Below are 21,297 nucleotides of genomic sequence, written 5' to 3'. Positions count from 1 at the left end.
AGCACGAGTGTTCAACCCACATCTTCCCACCACGCCGCACGTGCCGGTGCCCCATTGGGATCGACCCGCTGACCAGGCATCGGAACCGCCGTGGTGGTGCCGGCCCGCGCCGCGGCCGCGACCATCCGGCGCACCGGCTCGGACCACCCGTGAAAGGCCAGATTGAAGGTCGCCCAGTGAATCGGCACCAGCATGCCGTAGCCCGCGTTGCCGACGCACAGATCGGCGTGCGCGCGCACCGCCTCCTCCGGATTCATGTGCACGTCGCGCCACCGCTCGTCGTAGGCGCCGATCGGCAGCAGCGTCAGATCGAACGGACCGAGTGCGGCACCGGCGTCCGCGAAGGCCTTGGTGTAGCCGGTGTCCCCGCCGAAGTACGCCCGCCGGGTCGGACCGACGATCGACCACGACGCCCACAGCGTGGTGTTGCGGACCAGACCGCGACCGGAGAAGTGCCGCGCCTCGGTGCAGGTGATCGTCAGGTCGGCGGCCGCGTGCGCGCGCCCCAGCGCGGACATCGAAACCGAACCGCCCCAATCCAATTCGACAATGCGATGCTCGGGCACGCCCCAGTGCCGCAGATGCGCGCCGATGCCGATCGGCACCAGGAACGGCGCGGTCTGGCGCAGCACCAGCTCGCGGACGGTGTCCTTGTCCAGGTGGTCGTAGTGGTCGTGCGAGATGAGCACCGCGTCTACCGCGGGCAGCTCCGACAGCGGCGTCGGCACCGGGTGCATCCGGCTCGGCCCGACCAACGCCGACGGTGAAACCCGTTCGCTCCACACCGGATCGGTGAGCACCCGATAGCCGTCCACCTCGACGAGCGCGGTGGCGTGCCCGTACCAGGTGACGGCCAGATCGGCGGCCGCCGCGGGCAACTGCGGTGTCTGCAACGGGATCACGCCGTTCGGGCGGCCCGCGTTGCGCTTGGTCAGCGCCGAAAACAGCAGGGACGGAGCCGCTCCCGCCGCGATCTGGCTACTGGGCTCGGTGTTGTGGAACTGGCGATCGCGGTAGGTGGTCGCGCCCCGCGCGTACGGCTGAATGGCCGAGATCGAGGCGCCGATCGCGGAGGGAATGCCCCACGCGGCGCGCACCACCCAGGTGATGCCGAGCGCACATACCGTCCAACCGGCAAGTTTGCGAATACTCATCATCGCCCCACAAATTTCGCGGCACGTTTCTCTTGCCTGGCCAGGCGCCCCTCCTGGGCGTCGGCGCTGCTCCAGGCCGCCTCCAGGGCGGCGCGCTGCTGCGCGTTCTCCGGCGCCCTGGTGCCGTCGTCGTTGAGCACCAGCTTCATGTGCCGCAGCGACAGCGGGGCCAGCGCGGCGATCTGCTTGGCCCAGGACTGCGCGTCGGCGAGCGATCCGAGCCGGTTGGCGAAGCCGAAGGTGTAGGCGTCGGCCGCGGTCACCGACTCCGCGCCGAGCAGGATGGTCCGGGCGGGGCCGCCGCCGATCAGCGAGGCCAGCCTGGTGATCGTCCAGCGGTCGACCGAGATGCCGAGTTTGGCCGCCGGAATCGCGATGTAGGCGTCCGGCGAGATCACCCGCAGATCCGAGGCCAGCGCCAGCTGCACGCCCGCGCCGAGCGCGCCGCCGTTGATCGCCGAGATCACCGGGATCGGCACCGACTCGATGGTGTGCAGCATGTCCATCAGGCCGCCGAGGAATTCCTGCGAGTAGACCCCGGACAGGTCGGCGCCCGCACTGAAGATGGGACCGCGTCCGGTCAGGACGAGCACCCGCGCGTCGTCGGCGACGGCGGCGAGGACGGCTTCGCGCAGCAGCGTGATGAGTTCGAGGTTCAGCGCGTTACGCCGCTCCTCGCGCTGAAGTTCGATGGTCACTACGTCACCGTCTCGGCTAACTCCGAGCATGCGACCTCCCCAACTGAGCGATCCGTCTGGTTACATTCACTTTGCCACAGTGAGCGGCGCACATCGTTGAAGCCGATACGATCATCGGCTGTGCCGACAGACTTCGATATCCTGGTGATCGGCGCTGGTCAGGCGGGGCTGTCGGCCGGTTATCACCTCCAGCGCCTCGGGCTACGCCCCGAGCAGGACTTTCTCATCGTCGACCACTCCCCCGGACCGGGCGGCGCCTGGCAATTCCGCTGGCCGTCGCTGACCCTGACCACGGTCAACCGGGTGCACGATCTCCCGGGCATGTCGTTCGCCGAGACATTGCCGCCCGGCTCGGAATCCGCCCCCGCGGCCACCGCGGTGCCGCACTACTACGAGCTCTACGAGAAGCGCTTCGACCTGCGCGTGCGCAGGCAGGTCTCGGTCACCGTGGTCTGCGATCGCAGCGAGGACGGCAGCCCCGCCGAGCACGGCCCGGTGCTCAACGCCGAGACCGGGACCGCGGGCACCCTTCGAGTGCGCGGGCTGATCAACGGCACCGGCACCTGGGAGCATCCGTTCATCCCGCGCTATCGCGGCGCCGAAACGTTCGCGGGCCGCCAGCTGCACACCCGCGACTACCGCACCGCGGCCGAATTCGCGGACAAGCACGTGGTCGTGGTCGGCGGCGGCGTCTCGGCCGTGCAGTTGCTCGACGAGATCTCGCAGGTCACCTCGACCACCTGGGTCACGCGCACGGAGCCGATCTTCCGCGAGGAATCGTTCGGCCCGGAGGCCGGGCGCGCCGCGGTCGCCAAGGTGGAGGATCGGGTGCGGCGCGGGCTACCGCCGGGCTCGGTCGTCTCGGTGACCGGCCTGCGACTCGACGAGCGGCTGCGCGCGGCGCGGGCGCGGGGTGCGCTGCGTCGGCTGCCGATGTTCGATCACATCGAGCCGGACGGGGTGCGCTGGGCCGACGGGACCTTCCAGCGTGCGGACGTCATCCTCTGGGCGACCGGATTCCGTAGTGCCCTGGACCATCTGGCGCCGCTGCGCCTGCGCGGGCCCGGCGGCGGCATCACCATGACCGGGCGGCTGGCCACCCAGGTCGCGAAGGATCCGCGCATACATCTGATCGGCTACGGCCCGTCCGCGAGCACCATCGGCGCCAACCGCGCGGGACGCGCCGCGGCCGCCGAGCTGACGCGTCATCTAGGTATCGGAAGCAGAGCCGACTGATCGGTCGCTCGAATGGCACGGCGACCGTTCCCGCCCGCCGGGTGACCTCCAGCGGCGGCAGGCTTACTCGCCGGGAGCGCTCAGTCGTCGAGACCGAGGTTGAAGGTGTCGGGGTCGCCGCCGACCCTGGTGTCGGTGTTGAGCGCGTTGATGGCGTCCACGTGCTCGCGCGAGAGCTCGAAGTTGAACACGTCGAAGTTCTGCGCGATGCGCGACGGCGTTGCCGACTTGGGGATGACGATGTTGCCGAGCTGCAGGTGCCAGCGGATGATCACCTGCGCGGGGGTGCGCCCGACGGCTTCGGCGATCGAGGCGATGGTCGGATCGTCGAGCATGGCGCCCTGGCCGAGTGGCCCCCACGCCTCGGTGGCGATCGCGTTGGCGGCATGGAATCCGCGCAGCTCAGGCTGGGCCATGCGGGGATGCAGTTCGATCTGGTTCACCGCCGGAATCTCGCCCGCCTCGGCGATGAGCCGCTCCAGGTGCGCCACGGTGAAGTTCGAGACGCCGATCGAGCGCACCCGTCCCTGTGACTTCAGCGCCTGTAACGCGCGGAAGGTGTCCACGTAGCGGTCGGCCGCGGGCACCGGCCAGTGCACCAGGTACAGGTCGAGGTAGTCCAGCCCGAGCCGGGCCATGCTGGCGTCGAACGCGCGCAGAGTGGAATCGAAGCCCTGCTCGGAGTTCCACACCTTGCTCGTGACGTAGATCTCGTCGCGCGGCAGGCCGAATTCCCGGATCGCGCGGCCGGTTCCCTCCTCGTTGTCGTAGACCGCGGCGGTGTCGATGCTGCGGTAACCCGCCTCGAGCGCAGCGGTGACGACCCGGGAAACCTCCTCGTCAGGCACCTGGAAGACGCCGAAACCGAGCTGCGGGATCACGTTCCCGTCGTTGAGGACGATCGAGGGAACGGCGGAGGTCTCGCTTCTGAAGGTCACCCTGCGACGGTAGAAGTGCTGCGGCGAGCCGTCAACGCTCCCCCCAGGCGTGTTGTCTCCATGTTTGCTGCTCAACCCCCTGATTCCCCCACGCAGTGACGTGCGCGACTCGGCTACGCCGACCCGGGTAGGCCGAGGCGGCGGTAGCGGTGCCGGCGGGTGGCGCGCAGGTCGGCGGATGACCGGGTGCGGAGGTGGATCAGTTCGGTGGCGATGGCGGCGACCATGCGGCGGGCGAAGTCGACCGGTTCGTCGGCGGCGTCGGGGAATTCGGGGACGATGCGGTCGACCACGCCGTCGGCGCGCAGGTCGGCGGCGCGAATGCGTTGGGCGCTGGCGAGTTCCGCGGCATGGGCGGTGTCGCGGTGGACGATGGCGCTGGCCCCCTCCGGCGGTAGCGGCGCCAGCCAGCCGTGGGTGGCGGCCAGGACCCGATCGGCGGGCAGCAGCGCCAGCGCGCCGCCGCCGGTGCCCTGACCGAGCAGCACCGAGACCGTCGGCGTGTCCAACGTCACGAGATCGGCCAGGCAGCGCGCGATCTCGGGCGCCAAGCCGCGCTCCTCGGCCTCCTTCGACATCGCCGCGCCGACCGTGTCGATGACCAACACGAGCGGCAACCGCAACTCTTCGGCAAGCGCCATGGCGCGCCGGGCCTCGCGCAACGCCGCCGGCCCCATGGCGTACTCCCCGAGCTGTCCGGTGCGGTCGTGGCCGAATACGACACACGGCTGACCACGGAACCGGGCCAGCGCGTGCACGACCGTGCGATCCGACTCGCCCTGACCGGTGCCGCTCAACGGAACCCGCTGCGTCACCTGTCGCAGCAGATCGCGGATGCCGGGGCGATCCGGCCTGCGCGAGATCAGTACCGACTCCCACGCCGCCGACACCGGTTCCGCGCCATCGGTTTTCGCCGCCGCGGACCGTTCCGGCCCCGCGGCATCCACTGCGTCGTCCCGATCTCGCCCGACCGCGCTGGTTTCCGGCGTCGGCGCCCCGCTGAACACACTCAACGCCCGATGCGCGATCCGCCGGAACACCGTGACGGTCACCGCACCATCGATAACGCCTCTGCGGTAAAGGTTTTCGGCGGTCTGCACACCTTCCGGAAACGGCTGACCGTACAGCGCCCGGTACACCCGCGGCCCGAGGAACCCGATCATGGCGCCGGGCTCGGCAAACGTCATGTGGCCCAACGAACCCCACGAGGCAAAGACCCCGCCCATGGTGGGGTCGCGCAGGTACACCAGGTACGGATGACCTGCCGACTTGTGCGCGGCGACCGCGCCTGCGATCTTCACCATCTGCACGAAAGCGACAGTGCCCTCCTGCATTCGGGTGCCACCGGAGGTCGGCGAGGCGATGAGCGGCAACCCGAGTTCGGTGGCGCGCTCGACGGCGGACACGATCCGCTCCGCCGCGGCGACACCGATCGAACCGGCCAGAAAGCCGAACTCGCAGGCGATTACGGCCACTCGACGGCCGCGCAGCATCCCTTCGCCGGTGAGCACCGATTCATCGGTGCCCGCCGCGACTGCTGCCTGCCGCAGGTCCTCGCGGTACCGCGGGTATGCGGCCACCGTGACGGGTGGCCGATCCCAACTGACGAACGAGGCGGGGTCGAGCAATTGTCCGAGCAGCTCACGCGCCGAAATCCGCACCGGGTGAGACTAAACCAGCCGGCACCGGGGTAGCGGCGACGCCGCGCGAGCGCTCAGGCTCAGTAGCCCTGCATCACCTTGCGCAGGGCGTACTCGGTGAGCGCGACCAAGGCCTGCTTGGCCGGCTCGCGACGCCGGGCATCGATGGACAGGATCGGCACATCGGCGGGCACCGCGAGGGCCTGCCGGATGTCCTCGATCGGGTAACGCGGCGCGTCGTCGAATTCGTTGAGCGCCACCAGGAAAGGCAGGCCGCGCGCTTCGAAGTAGTCGACAGCCGCGAAGCTGTCCTCGAGCCTGCGGGTGTCGACCAGCACCACGGCGCCGATCGCGCCGCGGATCAGGTCGTCCCACATGAACCAGAATCGGTACTGGCCCGGCGTGCCGAACAGGTATAGCACCAGGTCGTCGGCGAGGCTGATCCGGCCGAAGTCCATCGCCACGGTGGTGGTCGACTTCATCGGAATGCCGGTCAGGTTGTCGATTCCGGTACTGGCATTGGTCACCAATGCCTCGGTGCGCAGCGGAACGATCTCCGAAACCGCACCGACCATCGTGGTCTTTCCGACACCGAAGCCACCCGCGACCACGATCTTCGCCGACGTCGGCTTGCTGGTACGGGTGTCGACCTGCGCCGTCGAATCAAATACGCCGGAGTCCACTGAGAACCCTTTCGATCAGCTCGCGACGTTCATCGTCGCTGGAATCGTCTTTCAAAGTCGCCGAAACGCGCACATGCCCGGCCTCGATCAGGTCGGCAACCAGCACGCGTGCCACCCCGATGGGGATACCCAGTCGGGCAGCTACCTCGGCAACGGACGGCGATTCTCTGCACAACTCCACGATTGACGTCTCGATGTTGGTCAGTTCGAACTGCCGCTCCAGGGCGACCGGATGCGATGCGACGAGCGCCTCCAACGCCAACTCGACCGCGGGCCTCGTTCGGCCTGCGGTCAACGAGTATGGGCGGACGAGGCTCGGCTCGGCGCTCCCCACGCGGTGATCTTCTATGTCCATCCCACCATCAGGAACCCATCGTGACGCGTGGCGTGGCCTGAACCGTCTGGCCCACACGCTCGACCAACAGCGCCATCTCGTACCCGACCTGACCGATATCGCATGACGTGTTGGTCAGCACCGCAAGGTACGAGCCGTCGCCGACTGCCATGAGTAGCAGGTAGCCGTGCTCCATCTCGACGACGGACTGCAACACAGTGCCGCCTTCGAACAGATTCGAAACACCGACCGAGAGGCTGGCCAGTCCGGCGGTAACGGCCGAGAGCTGCTCGGCGCGGTCGACGGGCAGCTGAGCGCTCGCGGCCATCAGTAGGCCGTCAGCCGAGACCAGGACGGCATGGGCTACGCCAGGAACCTCGTTGGCGAAGTTCGAAACCAGCCAATCCAGCTGACGATTCGTACCACCTAGATCGGGGTTCATCGGTCTCCTTTATCTCCGGTTAGGTTCATTGCTCTCATTGCGCGGCCATCCCGGACGCCCTGCTGGTGACGACTCAAGCTGGACCTGATTGTTTCTGGATCACGGCTCGGTGCCCGTTCCACCGCTCCGTTGACGGCGCCCGGGACCAGCCTTCCGCCCGGATTGCGTTGCGGCAACCCGGCCGCCGTCTTCTTTTCTGCTTGTGCCTCGCTCGCCCGACGGGCCGCCTGCCACCCTTCATCACCCGGTGATTCGAAGGAAGCGGCCACTTGGGATCGATCCATATTGGGGTCTGACAGCCACGCGGACATCATTTCCGCGAAAATTGGTGTCCCGCCCATCACCGAATCACCGGTGTCGACCGCGGGCTGCAGCCGCGTCTGGAAGAACGAAGCCGTGCGTCCCGGGTTGGCCCGGTAGCTGTGCCTGCCCGGATCGGCGCTGGTCGCGTCCGCTTCGCCCGCCGGTTCCTCGACACCGCGGCCGCGCGGCGAAAGGCCGATGCCTGGCGAGGATTCGCGCTGCGGCAGCGCGTCCCCGCTCGCGTCGCGCTGCGGTAGGTTCGGCGGCACCTGCGAGCCCGGTTGCCGCTGCGGCAGACCGGTCGGCGTCTCGCGCTGCGGCAGGCTCGCTGACGCGGCGTGCCGGGACGGTAGTCCACCGGCGTTGGAATCACGTTGCGGCACACTGCCCCCGCTCGGATCACGCTGCGGTAGGCCGCTGGAGCTCGGATCACGCTGCGGCAGACCACCTGCGCTGGGATCGCGCTGCGGCAGACCGGAGCTCGGCTCACGTTGCGGCAGGCCACCGGCGGCGCTTTCGCGCTGGGGCAGCCCACCCGCACTCGGATCACGTTGCGGCAGGCCCGAGCCCGGCTCGCGCTGCGGCAAGCCACTCGCACCGGCCTCACGTTGCGACGCGCCGCCCGCACCCGGCTCGCGCTGGGGCAGACCACCGGACGCACTGTCGCGCTGTGGCAGCCCGCCCGCACCCGGCTCCCGCCGCGGCAGGCCGTTGGCGCCCGCCTCGCGTTGCGGCAGGCCCGTCGGCGCGCCCGACTGGCGCTGTGGCAGCCCACCCGCGTTCGGATCGCGCGGGGGTAGCCCCTCCCGCTGCGGCAGGCCGTTCGGCCCCTGACGGGGCGGCAGGCCACCGGCATTCGGCTCGCGCTGGGGCAGGCCACCGGTGCCGCCCTCGCGTTGCGGCAGACCGTTCTCGCCGCGCTGGCGCTGCGGCAGACCGCTCGGCGGCTGGGCGAGCCCGCTGATGCTCGGCTGCGGCACGCCGTTGGTACCCGGCTGCCGCTTCGGCAGCTCGCCCGAATTCGGGTCGCGCGGCGGCAGACCCGTCACGGTCGGTTCGGCGGGGGCGCTCGGCGGCCGCGGCGGACCGCCCGGGTTGAGATTGCGCTTGGGTAGGTTCGCGGCGGCCAGCTTGCCCCGCTGCGGACCACTGGACTGCTGCCCCGGCGCGGGCCGCAGGGTCGGGCCCGACGCATTCCCCTGTGCCGCGGCCATATTGCTGCCCGGCTGCCGCTGCGGCAGCCCGCCCGCGGCCGGGACCGGCCCGCTCGGCGCGGTGTTCGGCTTGCTGACCGGGATCGGCCCGCTCACTCCCGGATCCACCGTGACCATGACATTGCCGCCGGGGGTGCGGGTGATCGCGCGCATCTGCATCGACGAAGGACCGGCGGGCCGCGTCCGCTCCGGCGTCTGCGGCGACGGGGTGACGGGCTGCGCCGTGATCGGCTTGCCCGCGACGATCAGCCCGCCCGGGACGTGCACGGTCACCGTGACACCGGGATCGCGCGCGGTGTCGAAGGTCGGCCGCAGCCGCACGGTCAGACCGTGCCGCTCGGCGAGCCTGCCGACCACGAAAAGACCCATGTGGCGGGCGGTGTCGGGACCGGGCTCCGCGGTCTGCTCGAGCCGCCGGTTGATGTCGGCCATCTCCGCGGGCGGCATACCGATACCGCGGTCGGCCACCTCGATGAGCATGCCCTGGTCGTGCGCCTGCGCGAAGGTGAACTTCACGTCGGTCTCCGGCGGGGAGGCGCGCAGCGCGTTGTCCAGCAGCTCGGCGAACAGGTGGGCCATGTCCGAGGCGGCGGGCTCGACCAGCGAACCACGAGGTGTGGCACCCAGTTTCACGCGCTCGTAGTCCTCGACCTCGGAGATCGCGGCGCGCAGCACGTCGGCGATCTCGACCGGCGCGGACTTGGCGCGGCGCTGCCGGGTGCCGGCGAGAATGAGCAGGTTGTCACCGTTTCGCCGCATGCGCGCGGCGAGGTGGTCCAGCCGGAACAGATTCTCCAGCAGGCGCGGGTCCTTCTCGTCGTACTCCATCGCCTCGATCAGGCTGAGCTGATGGTCGACGAGCGACTTGGAGCGGCGGGCCAGCGTCTCGAACATGTCGTTGACCTGCGAACGCATCTGCGCCTGGTCGCTGGCCAGGCGCAGCGCCTGGCCGTGGATATCGTCGACGGCGCGGGCCAGCTGGCCGATCTCCTCGGTGCTGCGCACCGGCATCGGTTCCAGCGGCACCTCTTCCGGTGACGCGCCGTTACGGAGCTGGGAAACCTCGTGCGGCAGATCGCTTTCGGCGACCCGCAGCGCGGCAAGGCGCAGCCGGTGCAGCGGCACGATCATCGAGCGCGCGACGAACACCGCGAGCAGCAGCGCGGCGAGGATGGTCGCGACCACGACCGCGGTATAGGTCCACGCGTCGCGCTGGGCGGTGGACACCAGCGAGTTCATCGCGCTGTCGATGTCCTTGGTCGCCTTGCTCACCACGAGCTCGTAGACCGCGAGGCTGTCGGTGAGCGACTTCTTCAGATCACCGACCGGAATCCGGCCCGCCTGCGACTCCGGGCTGCTCAGCAGCGCGACCCTGGTGTCGATGCCGGCGCGCAGGTCGGCGATCGAGGTGTCGCCGTCGGGGAATCGGTGCGACAGCACGCTGAGCAGCGAACGCTCGGTGTTGGCCGCGGTGAGGAAGCCCTGCACGCCCGCGGTCGGATTGCGCAGCACCTCGGGGAAGGCGGCGACCTCGCCGACCAGCGTGGCGCGGGTGTTGAGCGAGTCGACCAGCCGCAGCTTCGCCGTGTCGACCGCGGTGTCGCTGACCTGGCCGACCGTCGTCTCGACGATCCGCACGCTGTCGTTACGGACCCGGTCTATCAGGCCGATGGCATCGGAGGCAGGCGTGGTGCTGACGTTCTTACCCTGCGCACGAACCGCTTTGGCCTGGGTGAGCATGCTGTCCAGCGCCGCGCGGGCGCCGGCGACACCGTTGAGCCGGTCGGCGGACTTCTCCGCGTTGGCGATCGCCTTGTCGAGATCGGCGAGGTTCTGATCGGTCACCACCGAGACATTCGGCGCCACGGCGATCATCTGCGAACCGACGGTCGTCGCCGTCTGCGCACTCAGCGCGGTGACCGCGGGGATCGCCCCGACGTTCTCCGCGACCCCGGCAAGCCTGCTCGAATCCGCGAACTCTGATGAAATCCTGGACACGCCGAGCCCCACCGCGACCGCCAGCGGAACGGCCAGGACTGCCGTTACCTTCCAGCGCAGGTCCCAGTTGCCGAGCGCCCAGCGCCTTCTGCCGGACCTAGCGGCGTCACGCATCTCCCACTCACTTTCCAAACTGGCCCCAACCACGCGCCATCAGCGAACCTCCACACGCATACTGGCTCGACAGGCGGAGCTGGCCGAGAACTGCGGCTGGCCGAGAAATTGCGTCTACGACGGCCCAAATAAGTGACATCAGATTCTAACGGATCAATAACTTCTTGGGTGACTCCGAGTCAGGCTGCGCCCCTTGACCAGCCCGTTCCAGGCAAAACCAATGGTCACAACACCATCCCGGGCGTCGCGTGAAGTCTGCCACAATCAACCAGATCTATCGAGGCGGGCATCGAGGCGAGGCTAGGGAGTCACGGGTTTGAACGTGCGGCACGAGTACCGACCGGTCTATCAGACCAGCTTGGTCGATCCCGCCGAGTTCTGGGCTGGTGCGGCTGAAGCGATCGACTGGGACGTACCGCCGACCCAGATCGTCGACACCACCGCGCGACCGGTGGCCAGATGGTTCCCCGACGCTCGCCTCAACACCTCCTTCAACGCCCTCGACCGGCATGTGCGGGGCGAGGGGGGCCTCGCGGATCAGCCCGCCTTAATATACGACTCCGCTATGACCGGCGCCAGAGGCGTTTTCACCTACGCCGAGCTGCTGGAAAAGGTAGCCGAGTTCGCGGGCGCGATGCGCCGAATCGGCGTCGCCGCAGGCGATCGAGTGGTGATCTACCTGCCGATGATCCCGGAAGCCGTGATCGCGATGCTCGCCTGCGCGCGCATCGGCGCGGTGCACTCGGTGGTGTTCGGCGGCTTCGCCGCGCCCGAGCTCGCCGCCCGCATCGACGACGCCGAGCCGGTGTTGATCATCACAGCCTCCGGCGGTCTGGAACCGGGCAAACGGCTCGAATATCCACCGATTGTGTTGCAGGCCTTGGACCTCGCCGAAACGACCGCGCCGCGCACCGTGATCGTGAAGCAGCGCGAGCAGTTCCGGACCATCAACTTCCCCGCCCCGCAGGCCGCCACGGAATCACTACCGAGTTCCAGCCAGACCGTCGCCGCGCAATGGCTCGATTGGGACGACGCTGTCCGTGGTGCGACACCGGCCGACCCGGTCTCGGTCGCCGCGACCGATCCGCTCTACATCCTCTACACCTCGGGCACCACCGGTAAGCCCAAAGGTGTGGTGCGCGACAACGGCGGACACGCGGTTGCCCTGGCCTGGTCCATGCGCAACATCTACGACATCGGCCCCGGCCAGGTGATGTGGACGGCCTCCGACGTCGGCTGGGTCGTCGGCCACTCCTACATCGTCTACGCGCCACTGCTGGTCGGCGCGACCACGCTGCTCTACGAGGGCAAGCCGGTCGGCACCCCCGACGCGGGCGCGTACTGGCGGGTCGTCGCCGAGCACAATGTTCGCGTACTGTTCACGGCCCCGACCGCCCTGCGCGCCATCCGCAAGGCCGACCCGGATGCCGCGCTGGCGCATCGCAACGACCTGTCGTCGCTGCGCGCGCTGTTCTGCGCCGGTGAGCGCCTCGATCCCGCCACCTACGCCTGGGCCGAGGAAGTACTGCTCGCCGGACGAACGGACTGCCCCGTGGTCGATCACTGGTGGCAGACCGAGACCGGCTGGCCGATCTGCGCGAACCTGCTCGGCCTGCAACAACTTCCGATCAAGGCGGGCTCGGCGTCGGTGCCGGTGCCCGGTTACCGGCTGCGCGTGCTCGACTCCGAGGGCAACCCGGTGGCGCCGAACACCGAGGGCAACATCGTGATCGGGCTACCACTGCCGCCCGGCACGCTGACCGGCCTATGGCACGACGACGAGCGCTACAAGCGCTCCTATCTATCCGCCTATCCCGGCCACTACCTCACCGGCGACTCCGGGTACTTCGACGACGACGGCTATCTCTATGTGCTCGGCCGCAGCGACGACGTGATCAACATGGCCGGGCACCGGCTCTCGGCGGGCAGCATCGAGGCGGCCATCGCGGGCCACCAGGCCGTCGCCGAGTGCGCGGTGATCGGCCTGCCCGACGAACTGAAAGGGCACCGGCCGCTCGCCTACGTGGTGCTCAAGTCCGGTGTCGAGGTGGACCCGGCGCAGCTGCGCGACGAACTGGTCGAGCGGGTGCGCACCCAGATCGGCGCGATCGCCACCCTGCACGACGCCGTCATCGTGACCGCGCTGCCGAAGACCCGTTCCGGCAAGATCCTGCGCAAGACGATCCGCCAGATCACCTCCGGTGAGCAATACGAGGTGCCCTCCACCATCGAGGACCCCGCGGTGCTCGACGCGCTGGAAGCCCAGATCCGGGCGGCCCGGCCGCTGGAAGACCCCGCGCTCGGGTCCGGCCAGGCCACGCTCGCCACGCCCGACGTCGGCTCGCCCGCCTGATCACCAATGCACGAAAAGGCCATTCCGCCTTGATGATTGGCCGCTACTCAGAGATTCCTTAAGGAACGTTCACACTGGGGCCAGTGTGACGGCCTAGCGTCGAGGGCGCTGCAAGCAACCCCCTCGATGCTCTGGAGGCACTCATGAAGCGTTCCGTTGGCCGTCCCGCCGTCGCCGCGTTCGCCGCGGGCGGACTGGCCACCGTGGCCCTGTTCCTCAGTCCCGCGATCGCCGCCGCCGATCCGATGACGCTGGCCGGGCCGCTGCTCGAATCGGACTGTTCCTTCGCCCAGGTCGACGCCGCGCTGCACGACAAGGCGCCCCAACTCGCCTCGATCCTCGACTCGAACCCGACGCAGAAGGCCGAGCTGCAGCGCAAGTTCGACCAGCCGGTCGAGCAGCGCCGCGCCGAGCTGCAGCGGGCGATCGCCGAGAACCCGGACGCCGCCGCGCAGGCCGAGAACGATCCGCGCGCGGCCGGACTCGCCGAGACCATCCGCCAGGTCGCCGCGGCCTGCCACAACTACTAGAGAATGTCCGGCATGCATGGTTCCCTTGCCGGATGCGTACCGAACGAGTGAGCTCGTGAGCACGCCGAAGGTCCTCGTCGTCGACGACGACGAGGACGTGCTCGCGTCGGTCGAACGCGGGCTGCGACTGTCCGGGTTCCACGTGCTCGTCGCGCGTGACGGAGCGCAGGCCCTGCGCAGCGTGAGCGAGCACGCGCCCGACGCGATCGTGCTCGATATGAACATGCCGGTGCTCGACGGCGCCGGGGTGGTGACCGCGCTGCGCGCGATGGGCAACGAGGTGCCGATCTGTGTGCTCAGCGCCAGAGCCTCGGTGGACGAACGGATCTCGGGGCTGGAGTCCGGTGCGGACGACTATCTGGTCAAGCCGTTCGTGCTCGCCGAGCTCGTCGCGCGGATCAGGGCGCTGCTGCGCAGGCGCACCGACACACCACCGGCCGCGACGCCGGGCGCGATCACCGTCGGGCCGCTGGAGGTCGACATCGCCGGGTACCGCGCCGTGCTGCACGGGAACGAAATCGAGCTCACCAAAAGGGAATTCGAGCTGCTGTCCACCCTGGCCCGCAATGTCGGCGTGGTGCTGAGCCGGGAACGGCTGCTGGAACTGGTGTGGGGCTACGACTTCGCCGCCGACACCAACGTAGTCGACGTGTTCGTCGGTTATCTGCGGCGCAAGCTCGAGGTGGACGGCGCGCCCCGGCTGCTGCACACCATCCGCGGGGTCGGCTTCGTGCTCCGGGCACCCAAATGACCGAGACCGCGGCGCCCAAAACCCGTCGGCTGCGGTCGTTTTCGTTGCGCACCCGGGTGGCTGGCGCCGCGGCGGCCGGTGCGATCGTGATCGTCTCGGTGATCAGCGTGATCAGTATCCGCGCCATCGAGCGCAACAACGTGCAGCAGTCCGATCAGCAGCTCGCGATCGCCGCGCGCATCGTGCTGGTCGAGCCGGTCATCGCGACCCGCTTCGTCAACCTGCTGCCCGGATTGAACAACGACATCGCGGTCACCGTGCGCGACAGCGGGGCCGTCACCGCGAGCACGCCGACCCAATTGCCCGATCTGACACCGGGTTCGCGCACCATCGAGGTCGCGGGCACGCCCTACCGCATCCTGTCGACCAGCGAGAACCAGCCCGCCGATCGGGTGGTCTCGATCGGCATACCCGCCGCGTCGGCGGCCGAGGCGACCGCGGAACAGCGGCGCTGGGTGCTGGCCGGCGCGCTGCTGGCGATCGCCGCGGCGGCCGCGCTCGGCTGGCTGCTCGCCGGGCGCGCGGTGCGCCCGATCGTGCGGCTTACCAGGCAGGTCGACGCGCGCAGCGGCCTGCCCGACCCGCACAATCCGCAGACGCCGGTGGACGGCTCGGGCGTGCGCGAGGCGGAGAAGCTGGCGAACGCGGTGAACACCATGCTGGAGCGGGTCGACCAGGCGCAATCGGCGACCGCCGCCGCGCTCGAGACCGCGCGGGATTTCGCCGCGGTCTCCGCGCACGAGCTGCGCACCCCGCTCACCGCCATGCGCACCGATCTCGAGGTGCTGCGCACCCTGGATCTGGACGAGGCGCAGCGCGCGGAGATCCTCGGCGACCTGCAGCGCAGCCAGGGCCGGGTGGAGACCACGCTCGCCGCCCTGGAGCGGCTGGCCACCGGCGACCTCACCAACGAACGCGACCACGTCGCCACCGACGTGGGTGATCTGTGCGATCAAGCCGCGCACGACGCCATGCGGCACTTCCCCGGCCTCACCGTCCGCATCGACAGCGACGCGGAGCTGGTGACCCGCGGCCTGCCCGCCGGGCTGCGCCTCGCGGTGGACAACGCGCTGGCCAACTCGGTCAAACACGGCCGCGCCACCGAGGCGCTGGTCACCGCGCATCGCACGCCGGACGGTCACATCGTCATCGGCATCGACGACAACGGCCGCGGCATCCCGGCGCACGAGCGCCAGGCCGTGTTCGATCGATTCTTCCGGGGCAGCCAGGCCAGCAAGGGCGGTTCCGGGCTGGGCCTGGCCCTGGTCGCGCAGCAGGCCCAGTTGCACGGTGGCCGCGCCTATTTCGACGACGGCACGCTCGGCGGCGTCCGCCTGGTGCTGGATCTGCCCGAGCGCGGGGCGAACTGAGCCCTTAGCGAACTCTCATAGAACCGCCATGGGCCGGGATGAGTCCGGGTTCTAGGGTCGGGCTGTGATCGGAAAACGCGCCCGCTGGGGCCTCCTCGCCGTTGCTCTTGTCAGCGCTGGCGCGCTCGGCGCCGGTGTCATCACCGCGTGCGGCAGCCTCGGGCGCGGCCCGACCGGCATCGCGCTCGTCAACGCCGACACCGGCCCCACAGGCGCGAAGGTAGTCAAAGCGCTCGAGGACGCGGGCGGCTACGAGTGGACCGCCGTGCAACCGGACGAGGCCAGTACCGACGACTACGCGGCGGTGATCACCCTGCCGGCCGACCTCACCGAGTCCATGGCCACCCTGGCCGGTGCGCAGCCGCAGCGGGCCAAGGTCACCGTGGCCACGCACAAGAACGCCGACCATGATCTGGTGGACGGCGCGGTGACCGAGGTGACCCATCGGGTCGGCGCGCTCGGCGTCGACGCCGCGCTGTCCGCAGTCGCGCAGGCGCGTTCCCAGATGACACAGGTGCAGTTCACCAGCCAGCTGCTCAAGGCCGGGGTGAACGCCGCGGCGTCGGGCGCCGAGCAGTTCAGCTCGGGCGCGGACCAGCTGCTCGGCTTCCTCGATTTCGCCAAAGAGGGCTCCGCGCAACTCACCTCGGCCATCGCGCTGTTGAATTCGACCGTGGACGGCGCCGCCAAACAGGCGAACGAGCTCGCCACCGCGCTGGACTCGACCGGCATCACGATCGCGCAGGTGGAGCAGACCGCGAACACGGTGAACTCCGGCCTGGATCAGATCATCCCGCTGCTGCGCGCGCTGCCCTTCGCCAACGATCCGGCGCTGGCCGACATCATCAAGAAACTGGAAGGGCTGCAGAGCATTTCGGGTCAGGCGGGCACACAGCTGACCGGCCTCGGCACACTGGTCGGCGGCGCTGTTGACCCGAACACCGACCTCGGCACCCTGCTCCGCATCGTCGTCGACCGATTGACCAGTGCCAGCGCACAATTGAACGAGGGCGCCAAACTGGCCGAGGGCCTACCCAAGCTGGCCGACGAGGGCGGCGCCCAATTGGTCAGCGCCATCAGCCAACTCACCGCAGGCGTCACCCAGCTCCAGACCATCGTCAACAACCTCGGCACCCAGACCGACAAAGCCGTCGCCGCCCTCCCCCAACGCAGCAGCACCCAGCAGTCCGCCATCGCCCTCGCCCTGACGGACCCGGTGGAGATCGTCCGGCAGTAGAAACGACAGTGGCTCGTATCCGTTGATACGGAATACGAGCCACCGAAGCCGACCAGAGAACGGTCTACCTGCGACTGGTCACGCCCGCCGCAGCGATCGATCACAAGCCCGAAGCCCCCTCAGGCACAACACCAACTCTCCAACGCCCCACCACGGAACGAGTCTTACGAGCGACCCGTTCGCGGCCACGCGGCCGACTAGCTAGCGTCCAGCAGGTCGATCACGAAGACCAGGGTCTTGCCCGCGAGCGGGTGTCCGGCGCCCGCGGCGCCGTAGGCCAGGGCGGGCGGGATGGTGAGCTGCCTGCGGCCGCCGACCTTCATGCCGGGGATGCCGTCTTGCCAGCCCTGGATCAGGCCGCGCAGCGGGAAGGTGAGGGATTCGCCGCGGTTCCAGGAGGAGTCGAATTCTTCACCGGTGTCGAACGTCACGCCGACGTAGTGCACCTCGACGTTACCGCCGGCGACGGCCTCCTTGCCCTCTCCCTCGATGATGTCCTTGATCACCAGCTCGGAAGGCGCGGGGCCGCCCTGGAACTCGATCTCCGGCTTGGTCATTCGGATAATCCCCTTCGATAGGTGATGGTGGGTTTACTTGCTACTGCTGACGATTGGTGATTTCGCGGTAGTCGCGCGCACCGTAGCCGGTGTAGATCTGGCGCGGACGGCCGATCTTCAGCGGCTCGCTGTGCATTTCGCGCCAGTGCGCGATCCAGCCGGGCAGCCTGCCCATGGCGAACAGCACGGTGAACATCCGGGTGGGGAAGCCCATGGCCTTGTAGATGACGCCGGTGTAGAAGTCGACGTTCGGGTACAGGCGCCGCTCGACGAAGTAGTCGTCGGTGAGCGCGGCTTCTTCCAGTGCCTGGGCGATGTCGAACAGCTCGTCGTTGCCGAGCTTGTTGAGGATCGCGTCGGCGTGCTTCTTGGCGATCGCGGCGCGCGGGTCGTAGTTGCGGTAGACGCGGTGCCCGAAGCCCATCAGCTTCACGCCGTCTTCCTTGTTCTTGACCTTGCGGATGAATTCCCGCACGTCGCCGCCCTCGGCCTTGATGCCGTCGAGCATCTCGAGCACGGCCTGGTTCGCGCCGCCGTGCAGCGGCCCCCATAGCGCGTTGATGCCGCCGGACACCGAGGTGAACAGGTTGGCGTCGGAGGAACCGACCAGGCGCACGGTCGAGGTGGAGCAGTTCTGCTCGTGGTCGGCGTGCAGGATGAGCAGCATGTCCAGCGCCGCGGCGACCTCGGGGTCGACCTCGTAGGGCTCGGCCGGGAAGCCGAAGGTCATCCGCAGGAAGTTCTCCACCAGGCTCAGCGAGTTGTCCGGGTAGAGGAACGGCTGGCCGACCGACTTCTTGTACGAGTAGGCCGCGATAGTGGGCAGCTTGGCCAGCAGGCGGATGGTGGACAGCTCGACCTGTTCGGGGTCGCGCGGGTCCAGCGAGTCCTGGTAGTACGCCGACAGCGCGTTCACCGCGGACGACAGCACCGGCATCGGGTGCGCGTTGCGCGGGAAACCGTCGAAGAAGCGCTTCAGGTCCTCGTGCAGCAGGGTGTGCCTGCGGATGCGGTCGGTGAAGTCTTCCAGCTGGGCCTGCGACGGCAGCTCACCGTAGATCAGCAGGTAGCTCACTTCGATGAAGGTCGAGGACGCGGCGAGCTGGTCGATCGGGTACCCGCGGTAGCGCAGGATGCCCGCCTCACCGTCGATGTAGGTGATGGCCGACTTGGTCGGGGCGGTGTTCATGAAACCCGGGTCGTAGGTGACGTACCCGGTGCTGGCGAGCAGCTTTCCCAGCTCGATCCCGTCGTTGCCCTCGGCGGCCTTGGTGACCGTCATCGGGAATTCCCCGCCGGGATAGGTGAGTACCGGCTTGGCGTCTTCGTCGACGTTGATGATGTTCTCAGCGGGCACGGAAGGATCCCTCTCAGGCTAGAACCGTAGGCATCGTCGCGGTCGGCGCACGATGCACTTGTCTCAACGCTAGACGTTCACCGACCCGGACAACCACGGAGGGTAGTCCTGCGGCGGCTCACCACACAGCCACGCGCTCACGCGGCTGTGCTGAGGGTTCGCTCGGGGCGTTCCCTCACCGCCGACCGCCTGGTCAAGTGAGGTCGGCACGGCAATCGCACCACAGTTGCCAGGAATTCGCAGGCCAGTTCATGCCACTGTCTCGGCAGGTGCGCGGCCCACCCGGTATCGGACGAATGCCGGAAAAACCAGCGCCGCGATCACCACGCCGACCACCACCAGCACGCCGCCGCCGGCGGCAGCTACAGCGGTACCCAGACCGGCGGCCGCGAAACCGTGGGCAACATCACCGATCCTGGGGCCACCCGCGACAACCACTATGAACACGCCCTGCAGCCTGCCGCGCATCTCGTCGGTCGCCACCTGCTGCAGCATGGTGACCCGCAGCGCGGCCGAGACCATGTCCACCGCACCGCCGAAGGCCGAGCAGAGCAGCGCGATCCACAGCCCGATGCCGAGACCGAGGCCGTGTCCGGTGAACCCGACGGCGAGGCCGAACCCGACCATGGCCAGACCCCACAGGGCGATGCAGACGATGACCGCAAAGCCTTGGCGCCGGATCCGCGGAATCCAGCCGGAGAACACCCCGCCGAGCACCGCACCCGCCGACATGGACGCGAACAGCAGCCCGAGCGCGACTCCGCCGGTGCTCGGGTCGCCGAAGGTGTCGTGCGCGATCTGCGGGAACAGCGCACGCGGCATGCCGAACACCATCGCGATCACGTCGACGGCGAAGGAGGCGAGCAGCACCCGCTGGGTCGCCAGATAACCGAAACCGTCCAGGACCGTGCGGAACCCGGCTTTACGCACCGTTCCGGTGGGCGGCAGCGCGGGCAGCCGCCAGACCGCCCACAGCGTGGCGAGCAGGAAGACGGCGTCGATGAGGTACAGCGTGGCCAGCCCGATGACCGGGATCAGCACACCGGCGAGCACCGGACCGGCGATCGCGCCGAACTGCATCACCGTCATGCTGAGCGAATTCGCCGCGGCCAGTTGGTCTTCGGGCAGCAGCCGCGGGATGGTCGCGCTGCGCGTCGGCTGGTTCACCGCGAAGAATGCCTGCTGCACCGCGAACAGGCCGAGCACCACCCATACGCTGTCCAGGCCCGCGGCGGCTTGGGCCCAGAAGGCCAGCGCGGTGAGCCCGGTGCCGGTGTTGGTGATGAGCATCAGTTTGCGCCGGTCCATCACGTCGGCCAGCGCGCCGCCCCACAGGCCGAACACGATCAACGGGACCAGGCCGAACAGCCCGGCCAGGCCGACGTATCCGGAGCTGCCGGTGATCTGGAAGATCTGCTGCGGCACGGCGACGATGGACAGCTGGGCACCGATCACGGTGACGATGCCGGAGGTCCACAACCGCCGGAAGTCACTGTGGCGCAGGGGCGCGGTGTCGGCGAGCAGTTTCACCGGCCGCAGCGTAGCGAGTCCTACCCCGTTGCCACGAGCGGATATTGATCACCCGTGCGACGGGAATAAATCACGGCTGTAGCCGGTCGACGGTCATCTTCCCGTCCTGCACCAGCACCCGGATGCGATTGTGCAGCCTGCCGTGGCGGCCCTGCCAGAATTCCACCTCGTCGGGTCGCAGCAGGAACCCACCCCAGTGCGGCGGCACCGGGATCTCGTCGACGTCGGCGAACCGCTCGACCGTCTCGGCCATGATCCGGTCCAGTTCGGCCCGGGAACCGATGGGCTTGGACTGATGCGAGGCCCACGCGCCGAGCTGGGAGTCGCGCGGCCGCGAGCGCCAGTACACCCCGGTGGTCTCGGCGCCTACCCGCTCGATCGCGCCGCGCACGTGCACCTGTCTACCGAGCGCGGGCCAGACGAAGGTGGCGGCGGCGAACGGGACCGCGGCGAGCTGGCTGCCCTTGGCCGAGTCGTAGTTCGTGTAAAAAGTCACACCTTCGGGCGAAAGTCCCTTGCACAGGACCGTCCGCGCGACAGGTCGCGGCGTCCCGCTCGCCAGTGACACGGTGGCCAGCACCATGGCATTGGGCTCGGCGACACCCACCGCGGTGGCTTGCTCTATCCAGTGGCGCAGCAACGGTTCCCAGCCGCCGGCCAGCCAGGTTTCGTCCAGATCGATGTCTTCGCCACTGCCGAACGGAGCACCGCCGTAGTCGACCCGCATCGCCGCGAGATCGGGGGTGGGCCGGAATTCGGCCGCTTCCTGTCCGCCAGATGAATTGTCCAGGTCACGCATGGGGCAGACGTTACTCCGCAGTAGCAACGAGCTAAGGTTTTAGTGATCGGCATGTACTC

General features: G+C 68.9%; 18 protein-coding genes. 6 read left to right on the top strand and 12 right to left on the bottom strand.

Going from position 1 to position 21,297, the window contains the following annotated elements; genetic code table 11:
• Positions 1-11: 11 nt before the first annotated feature.
• Both F5X71_RS04015 and F5X71_RS04010 read right to left on the bottom strand, forming a co-directional pair.
• Positions 12-1,154: an MBL fold metallo-hydrolase gene (locus F5X71_RS04015; RefSeq protein ID WP_167460725.1), complete on the bottom strand. Its 1,143-nt coding sequence runs from the start codon at positions 1,152-1,154 to the stop codon at positions 12-14.
• Positions 1,154-1,882, bottom strand: coding sequence for an enoyl-CoA hydratase (locus F5X71_RS04010; protein ID WP_167460724.1), 729 nt, complete (start codon positions 1,880-1,882; stop codon positions 1,154-1,156). Before F5X71_RS04010 ends, F5X71_RS04015 begins: the two co-directional genes overlap by 1 nt.
• Positions 1,883-1,972: 90 nt before the next feature.
• Here F5X71_RS04010 and F5X71_RS04005 point away from each other — a divergent pair, with 90 nt between their 5' ends.
• Positions 1,973-3,088: an NAD(P)-binding domain-containing protein gene (locus tag F5X71_RS04005; protein ID WP_167460723.1), complete on the top strand. Its 1,116-nt coding sequence runs from the start codon at positions 1,973-1,975 to the stop codon at positions 3,086-3,088.
• An 80-nt stretch (positions 3,089-3,168) separates the two neighbouring features.
• Here F5X71_RS04005 and F5X71_RS04000 read toward each other — a convergent pair whose 3' ends face one another.
• The 6 genes from F5X71_RS04000 to F5X71_RS03975 all read right to left on the bottom strand — a co-directional run bounded on the left by F5X71_RS04000 (position 3,169) and on the right by F5X71_RS03975 (position 10,754).
• A complete protein-coding gene (locus F5X71_RS04000) occupies positions 3,169-4,026 on the bottom strand; it encodes an aldo/keto reductase (protein ID WP_167460722.1) in 858 nt (285 codons plus the stop codon).
• Between the two features lie 113 nt (positions 4,027-4,139).
• The gene (locus tag F5X71_RS03995) at positions 4,140-5,687 is read right to left on the bottom strand and encodes a carboxyl transferase domain-containing protein (RefSeq protein ID WP_167460721.1); all 1,548 of its coding nucleotides are present in this window, start codon (positions 5,685-5,687) and stop codon (positions 4,140-4,142) included.
• Between the two features lie 59 nt (positions 5,688-5,746).
• Positions 5,747-6,349: a GTP-binding protein gene (locus F5X71_RS03990; RefSeq protein ID WP_014981574.1), complete on the bottom strand. Its 603-nt coding sequence runs from the start codon at positions 6,347-6,349 to the stop codon at positions 5,747-5,749.
• Positions 6,330-6,704, bottom strand: a complete 375-nt coding sequence (locus F5X71_RS03985) for a DUF742 domain-containing protein (protein WP_014981573.1) — start codon at positions 6,702-6,704, stop codon at positions 6,330-6,332. The genes F5X71_RS03990 and F5X71_RS03985 overlap by 20 nt, the downstream gene beginning before the upstream one ends.
• Before the next feature lie 7 nt (positions 6,705-6,711).
• Entirely contained in the window at positions 6,712-7,125 is a 414-nt protein-coding gene (locus F5X71_RS03980) for a roadblock/LC7 domain-containing protein (protein ID WP_011207200.1), read from the bottom strand.
• On the bottom strand, positions 7,122-10,754 hold the full coding sequence (locus tag F5X71_RS03975) for a sensor histidine kinase (RefSeq protein WP_194250755.1): 3,633 nt from the start codon (positions 10,752-10,754) through the stop codon (positions 7,122-7,124). Before F5X71_RS03975 ends, F5X71_RS03980 begins: the two co-directional genes overlap by 4 nt.
• Positions 10,755-11,070: 316 nt before the next feature.
• Between F5X71_RS03975 and F5X71_RS03970 the strand changes: the two genes are divergently transcribed.
• The 5 genes from F5X71_RS03970 to F5X71_RS03950 all read left to right on the top strand — a co-directional run bounded on the left by F5X71_RS03970 (position 11,071) and on the right by F5X71_RS03950 (position 16,995).
• A complete protein-coding gene (locus F5X71_RS03970) occupies positions 11,071-13,107 on the top strand; it encodes an AMP-binding protein (protein ID WP_167460720.1) in 2,037 nt (678 codons plus the stop codon).
• A gap of 143 nt (positions 13,108-13,250) precedes the next feature.
• Entirely contained in the window at positions 13,251-13,637 is a 387-nt protein-coding gene (locus F5X71_RS03965; protein ID WP_167460719.1) for a hemophore-related protein, read from the top strand.
• A 55-nt stretch (positions 13,638-13,692) separates the two neighbouring features.
• The gene (locus tag F5X71_RS03960; protein WP_428981446.1) at positions 13,693-14,388 is read left to right on the top strand and encodes a response regulator transcription factor; all 696 of its coding nucleotides are present in this window, start codon (positions 13,693-13,695) and stop codon (positions 14,386-14,388) included.
• Complete coding sequence (locus tag F5X71_RS03955) at positions 14,385-15,758, top strand: sensor histidine kinase (RefSeq protein WP_174817008.1); 1,374 nt, start codon at positions 14,385-14,387, stop codon at positions 15,756-15,758. Before F5X71_RS03960 ends, F5X71_RS03955 begins: the two co-directional genes overlap by 4 nt.
• 64 nt (positions 15,759-15,822) lie before the next feature.
• Complete coding sequence (locus tag F5X71_RS03950) at positions 15,823-16,995, top strand: hypothetical protein (RefSeq protein WP_167460717.1); 1,173 nt, start codon at positions 15,823-15,825, stop codon at positions 16,993-16,995.
• A 197-nt stretch (positions 16,996-17,192) separates the two neighbouring features.
• Here the strand turns inward: F5X71_RS03950 and F5X71_RS03945 are convergent, their stop codons facing one another.
• From F5X71_RS03945 to pdxH, 4 genes are all read right to left on the bottom strand, one after another.
• Entirely contained in the window at positions 17,193-17,552 is a 360-nt protein-coding gene (locus F5X71_RS03945; RefSeq protein WP_167460716.1) for an FKBP-type peptidyl-prolyl cis-trans isomerase, read from the bottom strand.
• A gap of 40 nt (positions 17,553-17,592) precedes the next feature.
• On the bottom strand, positions 17,593-18,909 hold the full coding sequence (locus tag F5X71_RS03940) for a citrate synthase (protein ID WP_167460715.1): 1,317 nt from the start codon (positions 18,907-18,909) through the stop codon (positions 17,593-17,595).
• A gap of 249 nt (positions 18,910-19,158) precedes the next feature.
• Positions 19,159-20,439, bottom strand: coding sequence for an MFS transporter (locus tag F5X71_RS03935; protein WP_167460714.1), 1,281 nt, complete (start codon positions 20,437-20,439; stop codon positions 19,159-19,161).
• Between the two features lie 70 nt (positions 20,440-20,509).
• On the bottom strand, positions 20,510-21,238 hold the full coding sequence (gene pdxH, locus F5X71_RS03930) for a pyridoxamine 5'-phosphate oxidase (protein WP_167460713.1): 729 nt from the start codon (positions 21,236-21,238) through the stop codon (positions 20,510-20,512).
• Between the last annotated feature and the right edge of the window lie 59 nt (positions 21,239-21,297).

Origin of the sequence: Nocardia brasiliensis, assembly GCF_011801125.1 — a bacterium.
Lineage (GTDB): Bacteria > Actinomycetota > Actinomycetes > Mycobacteriales > Mycobacteriaceae > Nocardia > Nocardia brasiliensis_C.
Note: the sequence above shows the minus strand (reverse complement) of the source record. Positions and strands in the feature narration are given on the sequence as shown.

What these genes read in the sequence shown, in the direction of transcription:
- F5X71_RS03985 (WP_014981573.1), bottom strand. Translation starts at nt 6,704, where the DNA reads ATGGACATAGAAGATCACCGCGTGGGGAGCGCCGAGCCGAGCCTCGTC.
- F5X71_RS03975 (WP_194250755.1), bottom strand. Translation starts at nt 10,754, where the DNA reads ATGCGTGACGCCGCTAGGTCCGGCAGAAGGCGCTGGGCGCTCGGCAAC.
- F5X71_RS03965 (WP_167460719.1), top strand. Translation starts at nt 13,251, where the DNA reads ATGAAGCGTTCCGTTGGCCGTCCCGCCGTCGCCGCGTTCGCCGCGGGC.
- F5X71_RS03945 (WP_167460716.1), bottom strand. Translation starts at nt 17,552, where the DNA reads ATGACCAAGCCGGAGATCGAGTTCCAGGGCGGCCCCGCGCCTTCCGAG.
- F5X71_RS04015 (WP_167460725.1), bottom strand. Translation starts at nt 1,154, where the DNA reads ATGAGTATTCGCAAACTTGCCGGTTGGACGGTATGTGCGCTCGGCATC.
- pdxH (WP_167460713.1), bottom strand. Translation starts at nt 21,238, where the DNA reads ATGCGTGACCTGGACAATTCATCTGGCGGACAGGAAGCGGCCGAATTC.
- F5X71_RS03955 (WP_174817008.1), top strand. Translation starts at nt 14,385, where the DNA reads ATGACCGAGACCGCGGCGCCCAAAACCCGTCGGCTGCGGTCGTTTTCG.
- F5X71_RS04010 (WP_167460724.1), bottom strand. Translation starts at nt 1,882, where the DNA reads ATGCTCGGAGTTAGCCGAGACGGTGACGTAGTGACCATCGAACTTCAG.
- F5X71_RS03980 (WP_011207200.1), bottom strand. Translation starts at nt 7,125, where the DNA reads ATGAACCCCGATCTAGGTGGTACGAATCGTCAGCTGGATTGGCTGGTT.